The sequence below is a fragment of the Komagataeibacter diospyri genome, from assembly GCF_043995075.1.
Taxonomy (GTDB): domain Bacteria; phylum Pseudomonadota; class Alphaproteobacteria; order Acetobacterales; family Acetobacteraceae; genus Komagataeibacter; species Komagataeibacter diospyri.
This window is the reverse complement of record NZ_CP171836.1, coordinates 616,697-636,021: the sequence shown is the minus strand read 5'-3', so window position 1 is coordinate 636,021 and position 19,325 is coordinate 616,697. Positions and strand designations below refer to the sequence as shown.

The 19,325-nt window shown below is 58.3% G+C and carries 15 protein-coding genes; 9 read left to right on the top strand and 6 right to left on the bottom strand.

The features are described 5' to 3' along the window. Window positions 1-27 precede the first annotated feature (27 nt). Window positions 28-1,389, top strand: a complete 1,362-nt coding sequence (locus ACE2AA_RS02910; RefSeq protein WP_395371064.1) for an alpha/beta hydrolase — start codon at window positions 28-30, stop codon at window positions 1,387-1,389. 131 nt (window positions 1,390-1,520) lie between these two features. On the opposite strand, the gene ACE2AA_RS02905 is transcribed toward ACE2AA_RS02910, so the two are convergent. Together ACE2AA_RS02905 and ACE2AA_RS02900 are read right to left on the bottom strand one after the other, a co-directional pair. Then, on the bottom strand, window positions 1,521-2,570 hold the full coding sequence (locus ACE2AA_RS02905) for an NADP-dependent oxidoreductase (protein WP_395371063.1): 1,050 nt from the start codon (window positions 2,568-2,570) through the stop codon (window positions 1,521-1,523). Window positions 2,571-2,702: 132 nt separating this feature from the next. Continuing rightward, window positions 2,703-2,936: a hypothetical protein gene (locus tag ACE2AA_RS02900; protein WP_395371061.1), complete on the bottom strand. Its 234-nt coding sequence runs from the start codon at window positions 2,934-2,936 to the stop codon at window positions 2,703-2,705. A gap of 52 nt (window positions 2,937-2,988) precedes the next feature. On the opposite strand from ACE2AA_RS02900, the gene ACE2AA_RS02895 reads away from it, so the two are divergent. Continuing rightward, the gene (locus tag ACE2AA_RS02895) at window positions 2,989-3,966 is read left to right on the top strand and encodes a ribonucleotide-diphosphate reductase subunit beta (RefSeq protein ID WP_141259791.1); all 978 of its coding nucleotides are present in this window, start codon (window positions 2,989-2,991) and stop codon (window positions 3,964-3,966) included. 353 nt (window positions 3,967-4,319) lie between these two features. Further along, the gene (locus tag ACE2AA_RS02890; RefSeq protein WP_227002330.1) at window positions 4,320-4,517 is read left to right on the top strand and encodes a hypothetical protein; all 198 of its coding nucleotides are present in this window, start codon (window positions 4,320-4,322) and stop codon (window positions 4,515-4,517) included. Window positions 4,518-4,640: 123 nt separating this feature from the next. Here the strand turns inward: ACE2AA_RS02890 and ACE2AA_RS02885 are convergent, their stop codons facing one another. Next, window positions 4,641-6,062, bottom strand: coding sequence for a DUF2252 domain-containing protein (locus ACE2AA_RS02885; protein WP_395371059.1), 1,422 nt, complete (start codon window positions 6,060-6,062; stop codon window positions 4,641-4,643). Between the two features lie 218 nt (window positions 6,063-6,280). On the opposite strand from ACE2AA_RS02885, the gene ACE2AA_RS02880 reads away from it, so the two are divergent. Next, entirely contained in the window at window positions 6,281-8,026 is a 1,746-nt protein-coding gene (locus ACE2AA_RS02880; RefSeq protein WP_395371057.1) for an oleate hydratase, read from the top strand. 30 nt (window positions 8,027-8,056) lie between these two features. On the opposite strand, the gene ACE2AA_RS02875 is transcribed toward ACE2AA_RS02880, so the two are convergent. Then, complete coding sequence (locus ACE2AA_RS02875; protein WP_395371056.1) at window positions 8,057-9,520, bottom strand: sodium:solute symporter; 1,464 nt, start codon at window positions 9,518-9,520, stop codon at window positions 8,057-8,059. Window positions 9,521-9,799: 279 nt separating this feature from the next. On the opposite strand from ACE2AA_RS02875, the gene ACE2AA_RS02870 reads away from it, so the two are divergent. Both ACE2AA_RS02870 and ACE2AA_RS02865 read left to right on the top strand, forming a co-directional pair. Next, complete coding sequence (locus tag ACE2AA_RS02870) at window positions 9,800-10,984, top strand: serine hydrolase domain-containing protein (protein ID WP_395371054.1); 1,185 nt, start codon at window positions 9,800-9,802, stop codon at window positions 10,982-10,984. A 37-nt stretch (window positions 10,985-11,021) separates the two neighbouring features. After that, window positions 11,022-11,963, top strand: a complete 942-nt coding sequence (locus ACE2AA_RS02865; RefSeq protein WP_395371053.1) for an N-acetylmuramic acid 6-phosphate etherase — start codon at window positions 11,022-11,024, stop codon at window positions 11,961-11,963. Window positions 11,964-12,207: 244 nt separating this feature from the next. Here the strand turns inward: ACE2AA_RS02865 and ACE2AA_RS02860 are convergent, their stop codons facing one another. Continuing rightward, window positions 12,208-14,109 carry a putative bifunctional diguanylate cyclase/phosphodiesterase gene (locus tag ACE2AA_RS02860; protein WP_395371052.1) on the bottom strand — a complete coding sequence of 634 codons (1,902 nt, stop codon included), beginning with the start codon at window positions 14,107-14,109 and terminating at the stop codon, window positions 12,208-12,210. After that, entirely contained in the window at window positions 14,106-14,636 is a 531-nt protein-coding gene (locus ACE2AA_RS02855) for a heme NO-binding domain-containing protein (protein ID WP_395371051.1), read from the bottom strand. The genes ACE2AA_RS02860 and ACE2AA_RS02855 overlap by 4 nt, the downstream gene beginning before the upstream one ends. A gap of 609 nt (window positions 14,637-15,245) precedes the next feature. Between ACE2AA_RS02855 and ACE2AA_RS02850 the strand changes: the two genes are divergently transcribed. The 3 genes from ACE2AA_RS02850 (at window position 15,246) to ACE2AA_RS02840 (ending at window position 19,163) form a co-directional block, all read left to right on the top strand. Further along, a complete protein-coding gene (locus ACE2AA_RS02850) occupies window positions 15,246-16,376 on the top strand; it encodes an anhydro-N-acetylmuramic acid kinase (protein WP_395371049.1) in 1,131 nt (376 codons plus the stop codon). Further along, window positions 16,373-17,146, top strand: coding sequence for a glucosamine-6-phosphate deaminase (locus ACE2AA_RS02845; RefSeq protein ID WP_395371048.1), 774 nt, complete (start codon window positions 16,373-16,375; stop codon window positions 17,144-17,146). The genes ACE2AA_RS02850 and ACE2AA_RS02845 overlap by 4 nt, the downstream gene beginning before the upstream one ends. Before the next feature lie 814 nt (window positions 17,147-17,960). Further along, window positions 17,961-19,163, top strand: coding sequence for a carbohydrate porin (locus tag ACE2AA_RS02840; RefSeq protein ID WP_395371046.1), 1,203 nt, complete (start codon window positions 17,961-17,963; stop codon window positions 19,161-19,163). Window positions 19,164-19,325 lie beyond the last annotated feature (162 nt).

Here is a 19,325-nt window from a genome sequence, read left to right as displayed (position 1 = left end):
ACCGGGGGTAGCCATGAATCGGCACCCGTGTTTGACTGGGGTATGAATGATTTACAGCGTGAAGCGGGATACGGACGGGTGGCAGCGGGCATCAGGATCCGGTTTTCCTTTCCCCTGCTGGCCTGCGCAGGCTGGCTTGCCATGCCGCTGTCGCATGCCGTGGCCGGTTGCCAGTCCCTGCATGTCCCCACGCCGCCTGCCGCCAATACCACGCACCCGCAGGCGCCGTTCTTCATAGACCTGTCCGGACTTGCATCTGATGTCGGGCCACCCCGGCGCGACCCGCATGATGCACATTATCCCCCGGCACGTGATCTGGCCGATGGCACTGTCCCGTCACAGACCGCCAATGGCAATTTCGTGCTGGGACCAACCCATATGGCGGCACCCGAATTCGCAGCCGCCCGCACCGCGCCGCATGGACGCGTGGTCTCCTTTACCATGAATTCCAGCCAGAGCGTCCTGTTCAATTCCGGCATCGTGCGCGATGATCCCGATGGCTGCCCCAACGGCGCGATCTATACGGCCCATTCCGCCCCCGGTGACCCGTCAGACCTGCGCCTGACCACAAGCCATTCCGGCCCATGGGTACGGCAGGTGGATGTCTATGTGCCCACGCAGTACAAACCCGGCACCAAAGCGCCATTCATTGTGTTTGGCGATGGCGGGACGGATGGTTTTTATTCCGGCCGGGACCTGTTCGCGGTGCTGGATGCGCTGATCCACAGTCATCGCCTGCCGCCCATAATCGCCATTGGCATTGGCGCGGGCGGGCAGGATGCGCAGGGCAGCGAACGGGGGCTGGAATATGACACGGTATCGGGCATCTATGCCGAATGGGTCGAACGTGAGGTGCTGCCCATGGCCCAGCAGTACGCAGGCGTCAGCCTGACCCATGATCCCGAGGGTCGGGCCACGATGGGTGTCAGTTCCAGCGGGGGCGCTGCCTTTGGCATGGCATGGTTCCATCCCGATCTGTACCGGCGCGTGCTGGCCTATTCCCCGACGCTGACCAACCAGCAATGGCCGCATGACCCGGCCATGCCGGGCGGGGCGTGGCAGTACCACTCGCCATGGGCGGGCAGCCCTGCGGCGACAGGCAACCAGACGGGGGCGGCCCTGGTGCCTGATGCCGCGCACAAGCCAATCCGGTTCTGGTTTGCCGCAGGCGACCGGGATCTGTTCTATCCTGCGCCCGCCATGCCCGATGGCATGCATGACTGGGTGCTGGCCAGTGAAAACATGGCGCGCGTTCTGGCCGCGAAAGGATATGACTACCAGTTTGTCCTGTCACGCAATGCAGGGCATGTGGACGGCCCGACAATTGCGCAGACCCTGCCCGAAGCCCTGTTGTGGTTATGGCAGGACTATACCCCGCCACGGGACTGAGCGGGACAATTACGGGTGGAGCTGTTCCGTGCCATGTAATGTTTGGAGACTGCCTGAAAAATCAGTCTGAAACCATAATAAAGTTTTCCTGAAGCTTTTTTCAGACAACCCCGCATTGTGCCCTTTCAGGCTTATGAACTGACTTTTACCAGCAGCTTGCCCTGATTTTTTCCTTCCAACATGCCGATAAAAGCCTGAGGGGCGTTTTCCAGACCGTCCACGACATCTTCAAAAACACGAATTCTTCCATCTTCGACAAGTGGCTGCATGTCGTGCAGGAATTCGGCATATAATTCGCTGTAGTGATCCATGATGATAAATCCCTGCACCCGCAGGCGGCGGATCAGGATCTGCCCCATGAAGGCCGGCAGGCGGTCAGATGCCTGAACAGCATCCTTATTATCATAGAGGCCATCATTATAATGAGCGATCAGGCCACAGACGGGGACACGCGCGAATGTGTTGAGCAGCGGCAGGACGACATCAAAAACCTTACCGCCCACACTTTCAAAATAAACATCTATGCCCTTGGGGCATGCCGCCGCCAGTTGTGCCGCAAAATCAGGGGCGCGATGATCGAGGCAGGTATCAAATCCCAGTTCCTCACGCACGCGACGGCATTTTTCCGCACCGCCGGCCACACCAACCACGGTCGCGCCATGTAATTTGGCCAATTGTCCGACCACGGCCCCCACAGGGCCGCTGGCAGCCGCGACCACCACGGTTTCGCCGGCTCTGGGTGCGCCGATTTTCAGCAGGCCATACCATGCGGTAAAGCCAGGCATGCCCAGAACGCCCAGCGCGCGCGACGGGTGGGACATGCCAGCAGGCAGGACCGTAAGACCGCTCCCGTCGGAAAGGGCATAATCCTGCCAGCCGTCATAGGACAGGACGATATCGCCGGGGCTGAATCCTTCCAAACCGGACTGTTCGACCCGGGCCACGGTCCCGCCCACCATTACATCACCCACGGCAACGGGTGGGACATAGGATGGGGCAGCACTCATACGGCCACGCATGTAGGGATCCAGTGACAGCCACAGCGTCCGGAGCAGGACCTGCCCTGCACCCATTTTGGGAACCGGAACGCATTCCAGGCGGAAATTGGACGGGGTCGGTGCCCCCGATGGACGGGACGCCAGCACGATCCGGCGGTTTTGCGGCATATCGGGACTGTTCATGAAGCGGCTCCATGGTCTGGCCACCCCCATAATGCGGGCGGCAGTATTTTAAGGAGGCAATCGTGGCTAACGCGCTGTTTTAACTGTTGTTCCCATAATCTGGCATGGCGCAGGCCGCTGTTTCAATCCCTGTCACGGCAGGGCGTCTGCGCCAGGAATGTCAATATGATTTATGTTATGTTTGATAATGACATAAATCTGAAAGTCCAGAATCGTCGCCGCGTTCGATAAGATTTCCGTGCGGCTAATGGCAATTTCCGGATAGCGTTCCCACCGTCCGCCCCCCGGATCATGCGGTTTTTTGGCGACATTTCCCAATCCCATCAGGCCCATGCCGACGCTACACCATATTCCAGGCAAACCCATGGATCAGGACCCTTGCCACGCAGCCGTGATTTTGCGTTATAGGGAGGGTATCATGAGCACAGATACACCCAACCTCCTCTCGCCCAGCCCGGTCTACAAGCCCTTCCGTTATCCGTGGGCGTTCGAGGCATGGAAAACCCAGCAGTCCCTGCACTGGTTGCCCGAGGAAATCCCCCTTGGCGATGATGTGAAGGACTGGAACAACAACCTGTCCGAGACGGAAAAATATCTGGTCACCCAGATCTTCCGCCTGTTCACCCAACAGGATACCGAAGTGGAGAACGCCTATATCGACCTGTACATGCCCCGCTTCAAACCGACCGAAGTGCGCATGATGCTGTCGGCGTTCACGAATATGGAAAGCATCCATCAGGCCGCCTACAGTCACCTGCTGGACACCATTGGCATGCCGGAAACCGAGTACGCTGCCTTCCTTGAATACGAGGCAATGGCCGCGAAGCACGAATTCCTCAAACGCTTCAACATGGATGATCACTACAACACCGCCCTGTCCATGGCCGTATTCGCAGGCTTTACCGAAGGGCTGCAGCTTTTCGCATCGTTTGCCATGCTGCTGAACTTCCCCCGCCATAACCTGATGAAGGGCATGGGGCAGGTCGTGACATGGTCCGTGCGTGACGAAAGCCTGCATGTTGAAAGCATCACCCGCCTGTTCAAGACATACATGCAGGAATTCGGCCACCAGATCGACAAACCCGCAGTAGCCGATGCGATCCATCAGGCCTGCCGTGAGATCGTGACCAACGAGGACCGCTTCATCGACCTTGCCTTCCGTATGGGGCCGGTCAATGGCCTGACGGCAGATGAGGTCAAGCAGTACATCCGCTTCATCGCCAACCGTCGCCTGATCGGGCTGGAACTGGAACCGATTTATGACGTGCCCAGCAATCCCCTGCCATGGATTGATGAAATGATGAACGCGGTTGAACACGCCAACTTCTTCGAAAACCGGGCGACCGAATACAGCCGAGGTGCTACCCTGGGAACATGGGATGAAGCATTCGCCTGAAGACGGGCCAGACAGTCAGCAGACCACGGACCTGCGGGGCATATGCTGGCGTAACCGGCACGTATCCCGCAATCCTGCCCTCCCCGGGCAGGCAGGCTGCAGCGCCAGATCTGCGGGTCATGACCCATGGACGGGCTTATCCCTGCCCCATATGGGGATGCGTCACCGGATCTGGAACATAACCTCAACCTGAAAGCCATCCCTGCCTCACCGGTACATGATGTCATTCAGTCTGCCGCAGGCCCCCTTTTCGGGACTGGAGCTTCATGGCTGGCATCCACCGATGCATCATTGCATGCGATATGTATTTATCCATACAACCCATGATGGCGCATGTTGATAACGGAAGCCCCATGAAACCCACCATGATTCCGCGGTTTACCCTGCTGGTGGCCCTTGCCCTTGTTACATCACTGGCGGCCTGTGCGGACCGCGACCCACGCATGGACCGCAATGCACGCGCGGCCTATGACAACGGGAATGGTGGCCCGCAGGGGGGATGGGGCAGTCTGGGCGGTGGATGGAGCGGCCCGGGCAATATGGGATGGTGAAGGATGCCGCCATCAGCCTTACGGCCGGGACATGCTTATTTCCGTAATGGAAAACAGCTTCCATGACTTGATACAGCCTGAAAATCATCAAGGCCTTTTTTAGCGAAGATTTTTTCAAAAACCTCAGGAAATACCGCCATCATGGGAAACCGGTATTTTTCCAGCCTTGATCGCCTTTGTGAACACCGTCCAGTCCGCTTCTGTCTGGTCCGCATAATGGGTTGAAAAACAGCCTATGGCATCGGAGAACACATTCCCCTTACCCAGATAACCGCTGATGAATGCACTATCCCCCGAACGCGCATGTGCGCGGGCCAGCGTCCTGCCGTACAATTGGGCATAATCGGCCAGCCCTTCGGGCGTAACATCTGCCCCGACGGCGACCAGCCGGGCATCTTTCAGGCGGCGAATGTAAAACTGCCGCCCCGCCCCGGACAGGTCCGATGTCGCAGGGTCGGTTCCGGACCGGGTATGCGTGCAGCCCAGGAAAATGTCCGTTTCCGCCTGCATGATGCGCTGGCCCACCACCACGCGCTGCCCCTGATTATGAAACACCGATGCCCCGGCAAAGGGGGCAAGCACCGACTGCTGGGCTTCCTTGATCTGCAGCAGCAGTGTTTCCCCATCCGGCGTGGCAAACAGTCCTATGGCGCAGAAGGTGCCGACACTGCCAATCCCGACCACCTTGAAAATCACGTCATGCAACGCATATCGGTCCAGCAGCACCGCCAGTTCGGCTGGCTGTGTCGCCACGTAGCGGGCAAAGGCATGGCGGATTGTATCTTCATGCGCGGGCAGGCGCATGACCAGCGGCGCATGTTCGCGCAGCGACGGTGTGGCACCCTCCTCATCTATCAGGCCGTAATGGCAGCGCGCGCTTTCCATCCGTGCCCGCAGCAGGGTTTCGGCCCGCCTGCGCACATGCCGGTCTGAAAACGTGGCGATCGCGGCGGACAGGTCGATGGGATTGCCCCAGACTTCCAGCGGGGACAGCATGGCAAGACGCTTCATTTCCCGGGCGTAGGTCCGCGCCATGGATACCGCCAGGTCACGTGCCTTGCGCTCTGACAGGCCCCCTTCCCGTCCGGCCAGCACCAGCGACGTGCCAAGGCGCTTTATATCCCATTCGAATGGGGCAGGCAGCGTTTCGTCAAAATCGTTGATATCGAAAACCGGGCTCCCTTCCGGCGAGGCATAGCTGCCGAAATTGGCCAGATGGCAGTCCCCGCACGCCTGCACGCGTGGCCCCGCCACGGGCGTATGCGCAAGGTCGGACGCCATGACCACCGCCGCCCCGCGCAGGAACGCAAACGGGGATACCATCATCCGCCCATAACGCACCGGCAGCAGATCCCGTATCCGGCTTTCCCCCTGCCCGACCAGCAGGGCAACCGGATCGGGCCGCCCCCTGGGCGCATGCCATTGCGCATGGTGGGCACGCATTGTCTTCCTGCGCAGGGCAACGCCCTGTTTATGGCGTTCCATGCGGTCAAGGCTGCGATGGCCCCACTGCATGGTCCTAAGGGCCGCATGTTCCTGATCCATGTCCTGATACTATCATTTTTGACATATTGTGTCATGCCATCCGCCCCCGGCGTTCATCGTGTCCGCGCGAACGGACGGTTCATGCAGGTCGGGCCAGCATGCCGGATTAACGCATCTCAACGACGACGGTCACAAAGAAGCCAGCTGTATACAGCAGAACTTTGTATCCGGCATGATTCGCCGGACCACGGACAGTCCCAGAAAGAGGCAGAACTTCCATGAGATATGCCCACAGTAACTTCGAAGCCTTCGTACGCCCTGAAAAACCGGTCGGGATCGACACCCGTTCGGCCTGGATTGTCGGTGGCGGCCTGGGCGGCATGGCCGCAGCCGCTTTCCTGATCCGTGACGCGGGAATGACACCGTCAAGAATTACCATCCTTGAGGCATCGGACGCCAATGGCGGCGCGCTGGATGGCGCGGGTGATGCCGAAACCGGCTGGCTGATCCGTGGCGGCCGGGAAATGGAGGAACAGTTCCAGTGTCTGTGGGATCTGTACCGGTCCATCCCCTCGCTGGAGGTACCCGGCGCATCTGTGCTGGATGAGTTCTATCGCCTCAACCGCGTCGATCCGTCCTCCAGCCCGGTCCGGGCCATGTGCGGACGTGGGCAGCCCCTGCCCGAGCGCAACAGCCTGAAGCTGACCGGGAAAGCGCGGCGCGAAATCATCTCCCTTGTCCTGACGGATGAGGAAAAGCTGGATGGCAGGACAATCAGCGATGTCCTGTCCGCGGATTTCATGAAATCGAATTTCTGGCTGTTCTGGCGGTCCATGTTCGCGTTCGAGACATGGCACAGCGCGATCGAGATGAAGCGCTACCTTGCCCGCTTCGTGCACCAGATCCTTGGGCTGAAGGACCTGCATACGCTGAAATTCACCCGCTTCAACCAGCAGGAATCCCTCAGCCTGCCGCTGGACACTTGGCTGACCGATCAGGGCGTGGTGTTTCGTCACGGGGTGCAGGTGACCAATGTGCGCATCGATACATCGGGTGTGAAAAAGGTGGCGACCCATATCGACTGGCTGGAAAATGGCGCGACAGGTGGCACCGCAGTCGGCGCGCGGGATCTGGTGTTCGTCACCAATGGCTCCATGGTTGAAAACTCCCGCTGGGGTGACCATCACACCCCGGCGCCGATAGACGCCACGATCGCGCAGGGCAATGTCTGGCAGCTATGGCGCAACATCGCGGCACAGGACCCGGCTTTCGGCCAGCCGGACGTGTTTTGTGGCGACACCACGAAATCACGATGGGAATCCGCCACCGTCACCACGCTGGATGCCCGCATCCCGGCCCTTGTGCACAAGGTGACGGGACGTGATCCCTTCTCCGGACGGACCGTAACGGGGGGACCGGTCACGATCGCGGATTCCGCGTGGCTGATGAGCTGGGTCGTCAGCCGCCAGCCGCATTTCAAGGGCCAGCCCAAAGGCCAGATGGTGGCATGGCTGTATGGCCTGTTCAGCAACGTGCCGGGCGATTACGTAAAAAAGCCCATGCAGGACTGCACGGGCGAGGAAATCACCCGCGAATGGCTGTTCCACATGGGCGTACCCGAGACAGGGATTGACGACATGGCGGCCACGGGCGCGATTACCCACCCGTGCATGATGCCCTTCATCACGGCGCAGTTCATGCCGCGCGCCGTGGGCGACCGGCCAAAGGTCGTGCCCGATGGTAGTGTCAACCTCGCCTTCCTGGGCCAGTTTGCCGAAACGCCGCGTGATACGGTGTTCACGACGGAATATTCCGTCCGTACTGCGATGGAGGCAGTCTATACGCTGCTGGATATCGACCGCGCCGTGCCGGAAGTGTTTGGCAGCGTCTATGACGCGCGCATGCTGGTGCAGGCGGCAGCGGAAATGCGCGATGGAAAAAAAATACCGGCCTCGACCCTGATCCGGCACCTGACGGACGGGACGGAAGTGGACACCCTGCTGGAACGCTACGGGCTGATCTGACCCCGCCGGGCACGGCAGGGATGTCTCAGGTCACGCCCGTCCCTGCCGGATACCCCGCATGAACCACACGCAGGCCAGCATGATGGCGCCACCCAGCGGCACCAGCCACGTAAAGGCGATGGCATGGCCATACGGCCGCCAGAACACCATGGCGCCGCACACGACCACCAGTGTCACGATGAACGCGGGCAGCACGTCATGCCTGTCCGCCTGCCGACTGAACATGGCGAATGCAAAAGCCCCGAGCATCGGCCCATAGGCACATGACGCCACCGACAGGCCGAATACCACCGCCGGGCCATGGCTGTGGGCAAACCCGAGTGCGGCCAGCACCAGCACGACCGCCCACAGCACGGTCACCAACCGTGCGAAGCCCAGCGGAGACAGGCGCACCCACCGCGCCATGGTCCGGCAGGGCGTGGAAAAATCCAGCAATGTCGCACTGGTCATGGCATTGAGGGTTGCGGAAAGCGAGCCCATCGTCGCACTCAGCAGACCCGCGACCAGCAGCCCCGCAAGCCCCTGTGGCAGGCCATGCACGATAAAATCAGGAAACAGCGCGTCCGACGTCGGCAACCCCATGGCGGCAAGCGGGCGTTCGTCATTACGCGCCCATAGCAGCATGCCCACCAGCGACAGCATGGCAAACAGGCAGCCAACCACGACACCACTGCCCACCAGCGCCTTTCTGGCATCCGCCAGCGTTCGCGCCGCCAGCACGCGCTGCACCAGCAACTGGTCCGTGCCGTGCGACGCCATGGCCATGATCGCCCCACCGATCATGGCGGCGTACGGCGTATAGGGATCAAGGAAATACAGGCGGGATTTATGGAACAGATGGAACCTGTTGGAATGACGCAGCATATGGATCTGCAGGTCCGTTGCATGATGGTACAGCAGTACGATACAGGCCGCCGTCCCCACCACGTACACGATCAGCTGTATCGCATCGGACCACACCACGGCCCGCAGGCCACCCAGCATCGTGTAGCCCAGCGTCAGTCCGACAATCGCCACCATGACCAGCCATTGTGGCAGCGGGAAATCCATGGCGGACAGGATGGCCGCAACCGGCAGCATGCCCGCAAACAGCCTGATTCCTTCGGCCAGCACGCGCGTTATCAGGAACGTGACGGATACGGTGCGCTCCATCGCCTGCCCGAAACGCTGGCCCAGATACTGATATACGCTGCCCACCTGTCCGGAAAAATAATGCGGCAGGAACAGCCACGCCACCAGGGCGCGCCCGATGACATACCCCACCCCAAGTCCCGCAAACACCATGCCGCCGCCATAGGCGATGCCGGGTATGCTGATGATGGTCAGGGTGGAAGTTTCCGTCGCGACAAGAGACAGGCAGATGGCCCACCATGGCAGATCATGCCTGCCGCCGACATAGGTGGAAACGGAATCCTGCCGCCCCGACAGGGCAAACGCAACAAAGGGCAGGGTCAGGCAATAGATACAGATAATCGAGAGATCAATTGCGGACATACCGGTTCCATCACGTCATGAAGGCACACCATATGGCCAGAGCATTCCCATATGAAAGAGCCGGACCGCCCGAAACCGGAACGGTTTAGTCCCCGCCCTGCGCACAGGTCCGGTCCACCCGGTCATGTCACCGTATCCGGACGGGCTTTTCCCGCTTTCGTACAGCCCGCTGCCCCCGGCCCGTCTGGCGGAACGGATCGTTGTCATGGCAGCGGGGATGATGGTATCGTTTATGGATCAGGCATCTGGCATGTCGCCTTTCAACGGATCTTTTGCAACATGCATGTTTTTCCAGCCGCCCCCCGGCTGAAGCGCCGTCATGTCCTGATGCTGACAGGTGCCGCGACCCTGACCGCCTGTGCCCCGCATGCGCATGGCGGGCCGCCGCCTGCCCCGGACATGCATGATGTGGACCGCCGGTTGCAGCTGGCCGTGACACAGGGGGAAGCACCCGGCGTTGTCTGCGCCATAGGCCATGACCAGCAGGTCGTGCATCGGGCCGTGTACGGCAGACGCACCGTAACCCCGCCCCCTGAGACCATGACATGGGACACGGTGTTCGACATGGCGTCCCTGACCAAACCGGTCATTACAGCGCCCTGTGTCATGCAGCTATGGGAACAGGGCCGGTTCGGGCTTGATGATCCTGTCTCGCGCTACCTGCCGCAATTTGCCGCCGCGGGGAAATCCACCATTACCATCCGGCATCTGCTGACCCATTATTCCGGCCTGCCGCCCGACCTGGACCTGACCCACCCGTGGCAGGGACATGACGCGGCCTTCGACCTGACCATGCAGGCTGCCCCCACGCAGCCACCGGGCAGCGGGTTCGTTTACAGCGACATCAATTTCATTACGCTGGGTTTCCTGGTGGAAAAACTGTCCGGCATGACGCTGGATGCCTATGCCACGCGTTTCCTCCTGACGCCGCTGGACCTGCGGCAGTCACGGTTCGTGCCACCCGCCACATGGTCCGCGCGCATTGCCCCCACCCAGACCGATGAACGGGGCCGTATGCTGCGCGGTCAGGTCAATGATCCCTCGGCCAGGCGGATGGGCGGGGTCGCGGGCCATGCGGGCCTGTTTTCCACGGCCAGCGACATGTGTCTGTATGCACAGGCGCTGCTGGACCGCCGTGCAGGCAGGCCATCGGCCTATCCCCTGAAACGCGACACCGTCATGCTGATGACCACCGCAGGGCAGCCACAGGGCAAAACTGACCTGCGCGGGCTGGGATGGGATATTTCCACGCATTATTCCTCCGCCCGGGGGGACAGGTTTCCCGTGGGGTCTTTCGGCCATACCGGATTTACCGGCACGTCGCTGTGGCTGGATCCGGGCAGTGACAGCTATGTCGTGATCCTGACCAGTCGCCTGCATCCGGATGGTCACGGCAATGTCGTGCGCCTGCGCCATGATGTTGCGACAGCCGCGGCCCTTGCGCTGATCCCGTCCCGGGGCTGATGCCTTTATTTCATTCACTTGCAGCAAGTCAGGTTACATGACCCTTAACCACAACATTCCTACCCCGCCCATCGCGACAGAAGGGCAGGACCCCCGTTACGCGGATGTGGACATCTGGCCTGTCGGTTCGGTGCTGGATGCGCTGGTGGAATCACAGATGAGCGCCATCGCCGCCGTCCGGGCCGCGACCCCGGAACTGGAACGCGCGGTGAACAGCGCCCTGCCCCGGCTTCTGGCGGGGGGACGGCTGTTCTATGTCGGTGCGGGTACGTCCGGGCGGATCGGCATGCAGGATGGAGTGGAACTGCTTCCCACCTTTGGCTGGGAGCCGGAACGCCTTGTTCTTTTGCTGGCGGGCGGGAACGACGCTGTCCATCAGGCAGCGGAAGGGGCCGAGGACCGCGAGGACGTGGCCCGCACGGACATACTGGCCCATAATCCCGGCCCCGATGACGTGGTGCTGGGCATCGCGGCCAGTGGGTCCACCCCCTATACCTGTGCCGCGATTATGGCAGCGCGTACTGCCGGCAGCCTGACCATCGGCATCGCGTGCAATCGTGGCGGGAGGCTGCTGGACGTGGCGGAACAGGGCATTGCGGTGGTAACGGGGCCGGAAGTCATTTCCGGATCAACAAGGCTGAAGGCTGGCACCGCGCAGAAAGCCGCCCTTAACCTGATTTCCACAACACTCATGATCCGTATGGGCCATGCCTATCGGGGACAGATGGTTGACATGCGGGTGGTCAATGCCAAGCTGCGGGACAGGGCGTGCCGCATGGTCCGCAGCCTGACCGGCAGCACTGAACAGCAGGCGCTGCACGCGCTGGATGCCACGGGGTTCAATGTCAAACGTGCCGTCATGATCTGTTCGGGCATTCCCGCCGATCAGATTGAAACGCTGCTCAGGGCGCATGATGGCAACCTGCGTTCGATCCTTGGACAACCTGCCACCTGCCAGAAGACCGCTACGAAAGCCTGATGACAAAACTGCCTGCATATGCCAGGCGGTTTTTGGGTGCTGGCTTTACAAAAAAGCCAGCACCCAAAACTTCTGTTTTCCATTAACGACTGGTGTGACGGGATCGGTAATCCCGACGTGGCACATGGTGAGGTCTGCACAGGGCCATGGTGAAAATTCACGGCCAACATATTCAGGCCGCACGAAAGAGTACAGGCACAGGCTGCCTGCCGGTAACACCATACAGGTGCTGCCGGCATCCGTCTCAGGCCGGGCGGCCGATATGGAAGCCCTGCATGTAACGGAAACCCAGCGCGGTCAGCCTGTGCTGTTCCGCCTGTGTCTCGACTCCTTCGATAATCACGTCCTTGCCCAGCTGCTGGCCCAGGTCAGCGATCAGGCGCAGTATGTCCTGCGTATGACCATGCGTGCCCATGGTCTTTACAAAGCTGCGATCAGTCTTGATCATGTCAAACGGCATGATGCCCAGATGTGACAGGGAACTCTGCCCGCTGCCAAAACTGTTTATGGCAATACGCGTCCCTGCACCACGCAGGGCGGAAAGGGAGCGGATCGAGGCATCCATGTCCGGCTGAAGTGCATCCTCGGTTATTTCCAGCACGATCCATTCGGCGCGTGCGCCGGTCCGCTCCAGCAGTTGGCGTAACTGTCCAGGCAGTTCGGACAGACGCAACTGGCTGGCGCTCAGGTTGACATGCACGGCAATGGCCTGCCCTGCAGGCTGTGCCTGATTGCAGGCAACCGCATGGTGCATGGCCTGTTCCAGCACCCAGTGGCCGATGGGCACGATCAACCCCGTTTCTTCCGCATTGCGGATGAAGGCTGCCGGGTCATGCAGCACGCCACGGCGGTCACGCCAGCGCAGCAGCGCTTCATGCCCGGTCACGCGCCCGTCGGATACGTCCATTATCGGCTGGTAGTGCAGCACGAATTCATTGCGTTGCAGTGCGTCTGGCAGTTCGCTCTGTAAAATCAGGGCATGGTGCATGCGTGCCAGCAGATCAGGCGTGAACAGGATGACCCGGTCGCCACCACGCCGCTTGGCCTCATACATCGCCAGGTCCGCATCGCGTACGATGTCAGCCGAGGATGTGTGGTCATGGTCCGACGTGACAATACCGATACTGGCCGATGGCTGCAGATGATGGCCGTCAATCACCATCTCACCTTCCAGTTCCTGACAGATTCGCGTGCCAATATCCCCCAGCGCCGCACGATCGCGGGCTCCACTGATGATGGCGGTAAACTCATCCCCCCCCAGACGGGCCATGAAGCAGTCCTGCTCCGTCTCGAACACCCGGCGCAGGCGGCTTACAATCTCGATCAGGAAAAGATCACCCGTATGGTGGCCAAAGCTGTCATTCACCAGCTTGAACTTGTCCAGATCGATGAACATGACGGCATGGTCGCGGCCCGTAGCCCGGTCACCTGTCATGAGGGCGTCCAGCCGGGCCAGGAACGCCTTGCGGTTGGGCAGGCCGGTCAGGGCGTCGTGCGTGGCTTCGTACTGCAGGCGTTCGGCGGTTTCACGGCGCTCCAGCACATGGGAAAGCTGACGGCCGATGTTGGAGAACATGGCAAGGGAATACGGATCGTCTTCCTGTCGGGACCGTGCACCAAATTCCAGCACGATCGCCATGCGGCCCATAACCATGACCGGCACCAGCACCACCGTCTGCATGCCTGCGCGCGTGCCTTCGCCAACCAGCCACAGCGGCCCTGTCTCGATCTGCAGGCGTGCGCACAGGCTTGGCAACAGCACATTGTCCCGGCCCACAGGCATGGCGCGCCCCGCCACCGCATGTTCATGGCCTGAAGAAAAGCGATCGGCCAGCCTGAACATGCGGCTGTTGCCCGCTGCATCAGGCATCCATGCCAGCGCCATGCACCATGGCCCCATCTCACACGCCTGCGTAAAGGCGAAGCGTATGATATCCTCCACCGACGCACCGCTATTGGCCTGTGCCGCCACGGCTTCCATCAGGGCCTGCTGGCGGTTGCGGGCGTAAAGCTGGCTCAGGCCCTCTTCCGCAATGCGTTCAGCTTCCTTGCGAACCATGCGTTCACGTTCATAGCGCCGCCGGATACGCTGGTACAGGGCTTCATAATCCGGCGTATCTGCCGCCGGTGCAGGATGCGCGCTCACTGCCATTTTACCCGCAATACGTTTTCCTTGCCCGAACCGGGTGGAAAACGTTCGACAGTCGCCCGTTCGCCAAACACGTCGGCGGCGCCAAGTATGAATCCCTGCGCAAGGTCGATCAGATGGCGCTGGGAGCTGTATGTCATATCCAGCGTGCCATCCGCATTTTCCTTCATCTGGAAGTGCGGACATATGGCACCGGGATAGAGTTTGAGCACCTCGGGGTGGATGATGCTGTTCACGCTCAGGATGAAGCTGCGTGAATTGGGATGCGCATTGAACAGTGCGGGGTAGCGTTCCTTGAGAATGGGCATGGCGTCACGCCCGAAGCGATGCAGCAGTTCTGCCGGTGTTATGCCCAGATGGGCTGAAGCCGCCTGCACAAGGGCCAGCATGTCCGTGTCGGGGTAACTGCCAAGTGAAGTGTAGGTCCCGCCTACGTTGGCGGCGTCAAGCAGTTCGTCCCATGCTTCTGCGCCGTGATTCTTTTCCACGACTTCTTCAAGAATATTGAAAACAACACCCTTCATTTATCCCGATCCCCTTGGAATGTTCTGATTTATAAAGGTGTATATATTATACGTAATAACATGTTGTTATAATTTTGAAGCATTCCTGATATGTTTTTCATGCATGTATAGCATAAGTTCTTTATATCCCTTCCTGATCAGGGAATCAAATAACAGCCATTATTCCACAGGGCACATACAATAATTACATTATTATATCAGAACGAACATTACCGGCATGAATATATAAACAGATCAGTCGTATATAAAGCATGCTGTGATATTGATATTAATATACTTATTAGTCTATAAACTAACGTTCTTCGAAGCCTTTAAGGAGCGTGGCCATTCCTTTCACCGGAAACTATTTTGGGTTCATGATCGTGCCTCATCTGCATGACCTCCCTTTGGAACATGAGTAATAACAGGAAAACCTACGCAATATGGCACCCATGACATAGATCATGGCGGAATATCTACATCAGGCATGCCGAACCTTACATACTGCTTCATGCAAAAATAGAGACGCCCTCCCCTGCCCCGCATAACAGGATGATTACGTCACATTTTCATTCCATCGCATTGATCTTTATAATACCGCGGTGAAATTCAGGGTGTCGAGGATCAGGCATGAAGCCTATGCTTACGGTCATTGGTCTTATGAGCGGTACGTCACTTGACGGTGTGGACGCCGCCGTGATCCACACCGATGGTGAGCGGATCACAGGGTTGGGACCGGATACCAGCCTGCCCTATACGGCAGACTTGCGTCAGCGCGCGCGCCGCATCCTGGACCATGCGCCCACCCTGTCCTTCGATGATCCCGAACTGAAAGCGGTCGAACAGGACATTACCCGTCATCATATCAACGCGGTGCGACAGTTACAGGCCCTTGTGCCGGATATCGACCTGATCGGTTTTCATGGCCAGACCATCCTGCATGCGCCTGATCGCCACCAGACGTGGCAGATTGGCGATGCGGAAATGCTGTCACGGGCGACAGGACAGGCTGTCATCCATGATTTCCGCAGCGCCGATGTAGCCGCAGGCGGCGAAGGCGCGCCACTGGTGCCGTGGTTTCACGCAGCCCTGCTGCATGACGTACCGGGGCCGGTTGCCGTGCTGAATATCGGCGGCGTTGCAAATGTTACGTTTATTGATGCGGACGGTACGATCCATGCCTGTGACACCGGACCGGGCAATGCCCTGCTTGATGACTGGGCACTGTGCCATACCGGCACGGCATGCGATATTGACGGGCAACTGGCGCGCGCGGGCACGGTCAACCGGGCTATTGTGGAACAGTTGCTGTCTGCCCCCTATTTTGCCCGCCCTGCCCCAAAATCACTGGATCGCCAGACATTTGCCATGGCCCTGGATCGGGTGGCCGCCTGCACACCGGCGGATGGTGCAGCAACACTCGCCGCCTTCACCATCGAAGCTGTCCGTCGCACGCCGCTGCCCGCAAGACCCACACGCTGGTATGTCTGTGGCGGGGGGCGACATAATCCTGTGCTCATGCAGGGATTGCAGGCCGCATTGAAGGTTCCGGTCGAAACAGTGGATCATCTTGGCTGGAACGGTGATACGCTGGAAGCGCAATGTTTCGGCTTTCTTGCCGCACGCAGTGTGCGCGGACTGCCGCTATCCGCACCCACGATCACGGGAGGACCGAATGGCCTGTCCGGTGGCCGCCTGACCTGTGCCGGGCTTATGCCTGTACCATCATGGGTCCATGCAACCAGCGGGAGGCATTCATGAAACTTGTCATCACCCCGGATCAGGCCAGCGCCTGCGCTCATGTGGCGGACATGCTGTATACATGCTGCGCGCATAACCCTGCTGCCGTTCTGGGACTTGCAACCGGGCGCACGATGGAACAGGTTTATGGAAGCCTTGTCCGTCGCATTCATGATGCACCAGTCAACCTTGCAGGTTGCACGACGTTCAATCTGGATGAATATTGCGGGTTCGTTGCGCGGACGGCGCATTCATACCGCGCCTATATGCAGCACCACCTGTTCCGCCATCTGGATATTCCCCCAACGCAGACGCACCTGCCACCCGGTGATACCGATGATGCAACAGCCGCCTGTGCACGGTACGAAACCGCGATCCGCGCCGCGGGCGGTATTGACCTGCAACTGCTCGGGATCGGTCATACGGGCCATATCGGTTTTAACGAACCTCTTTCTTCTTTCGCGTCCCGTACCCGTCGTGTCAGACTTGCCCCCGCGACGCGCGCCCAGAATGCGGAAATGTTTGGCGGCTGTCCGGACAATGTGCCGCACCATGCGCTGACTGTTGGTGTCGGGACAATTCTGGAAACCAGGCGCGCCGTCCTGCTGGCGACAGGTCCCGGCAAGGCTGCAATCATTGCCCGCGTGACCGAAGGAGCTATTTCACCCATGACCAGCGCCTCCGCGCTGCATTTCCATCCTGATTGCACATTTGTACTGGATGAAGATGCAGCCATGGACCTGTCGGATGAATGCCGATGGATGGCAGAATACATCCCGTCCCGTCACTGACTTATTGATAAAAATGAAAGTTTTTGATTCTGCTTTTTTTGAAAAAATATTCACGGAAAACTGCTTAATGATTTTCAGTATATTTCAAAAACTCCACATAATTTTCTCGTCAGGGCCGGTGGTTCAGGACGGCGCGTTTCAATGATTGGCCGGTCCTGTTTTCCATCGCGTGGCAGGAATATGAGCATGACATGCATTTGCCACACATATCGTTACTTAACAAAAATATATATAATAATTTAGTATTATATATATGATATTATAAAAAATGATTTTCAGGAATATAATAAAATTCCAAGGCGGCTCCTTTTCCCAAAATGGTGGCGCGTCCTGAAGCTTTTTTCAAAAGGCTTCACCGAAACCTTTTCATGATCTGCAGAACACTTTTCAGGCAGATTTTTGAAACACTCCTTACTGAAAACCAAATATCAAAATACGGTTTTCAAGCCGGAAAAATTTTCCCAGAAAATATTCTCACCTATGGCGGAACTCAATTCCGTCAATAATTTTCCTTAAAAAACGAAATTTAAAAAACATATACCGCGATGCACAATAAGTTAATATATTAAACAGAAAACCATATCCGTATAAATTCGTTTAGTTGTCACATAAATAAAACCAATAATATATCAGTGGCCGTCAAATGAAATATTTTACGCATCGACGTGGAAGATTTTCGATACTGTATTTCGGATTTTCCATATATATAGCTATCGGCACACACGAATCGCCCGCAAATGGCATTTTCAATGGAAACCAGGGGAATGACGCCAGTTATGCCCTGCGTAACAGCGCCCAGCACCCGGCATCGACCATGACAGGGGATTGGGGTGGTTACAGAACCTATCTGCGCGACAGGGGAATAGACCTGGCTGCGACATGGACCAACGAAACCGCCGGCAACACGACAGGCGGGGACCGGCGCACTGCCGCCGAAACCAACCAGATCGCGGCCATTATGGATATCGACGCGGAAAAACTGGTGAGATGGAAAGGGGCAACCTTCAATTTCACCTTTACCAGCCGTTGGGGCACCAACCTGATTACACGGGCGGGCCTGTATACCCTGCAACAGCCACAGGAAGTATGGGGACGCGGGCAGACCACCCGACTGACCGGATTATGGTATAATCAGAAACTGGGGAATCACTTCAGTTTCAAGATCGGACGCCTGCCAACCGGTGCCGATTTTGACAATGTGCCCTGCCTGACAATGGTCAACTATTTCTGCGGTGCGACAACGGGGAACATGGATGGCAATCGCTGGCTGAACTGGCCTGTCAGTACCTGGGGCGGCTATCTTAAATACAACAGTCCCCTGTGGTACCTGCAGGCCGGCGCTTATGAACAGAACATGCGCAATCTGGATAACAAGTTTTTCCTTGGTTACGTTCATGGGGCAACCGGTGCCCTGCTGCCGTTCGAAACCGGATTACGCCTGCATATGGGATCACACCACTATCCAGGGGTTTACCGTATTGGCGGATGGATCAATACCGCCAGCGCACCGGATATCTTGCTGGCAACCAATGGGCAGCCCGCTGTTACTGGTGGACTGCCAATGCTGGAACGGGGTAGTTCCCATGGTGGCTATCTATGGTTCCAGCAGCAGTTGACGGGTACATTCAGCGAAAAACCCGGACAGGATCCGGTCGTTCTGCAGGGCCTGACCGCGTATGTCACCCTGACCATGGTCGACAAGGAAACAAGTCCCGTTTCATCGCAGGTAACAGGTAGCCTGCGTTATCTTGGACTGCCATGGCGCAGGCATGATGCCGTGACACTTGCCTTTGGTACCAATCACGTCAATTCACGCCTTGCTACATTGGAATGGTATCAGGCCGGTAAAAAAGGACCGCGACGGGATTCCGAATTTGCCACTGAAACAGACTACACAATCCAGTTCAGGCCGTGGGTCTATATCGAGCCAAACGTCCAGTTCTGGGTTAATCCCGGCGGTTATACCCAGCGCGACCTGGTTACGGTTATCGGTATGAAAACTGGCTTTACCTTCTAGGGATATTTCAACACAACTTATCAATGATATGGTGAAATATTTTGGACGCTAATTTTCAAAACAGGCAGCGTTCTCTGAAGTTTTTGGGGAAGGTTTTACCAAAAATTTCATCATGATTTGCAGTCAGTTTTTAAAACAGTCTCTTTATATTGTTCCTTTACA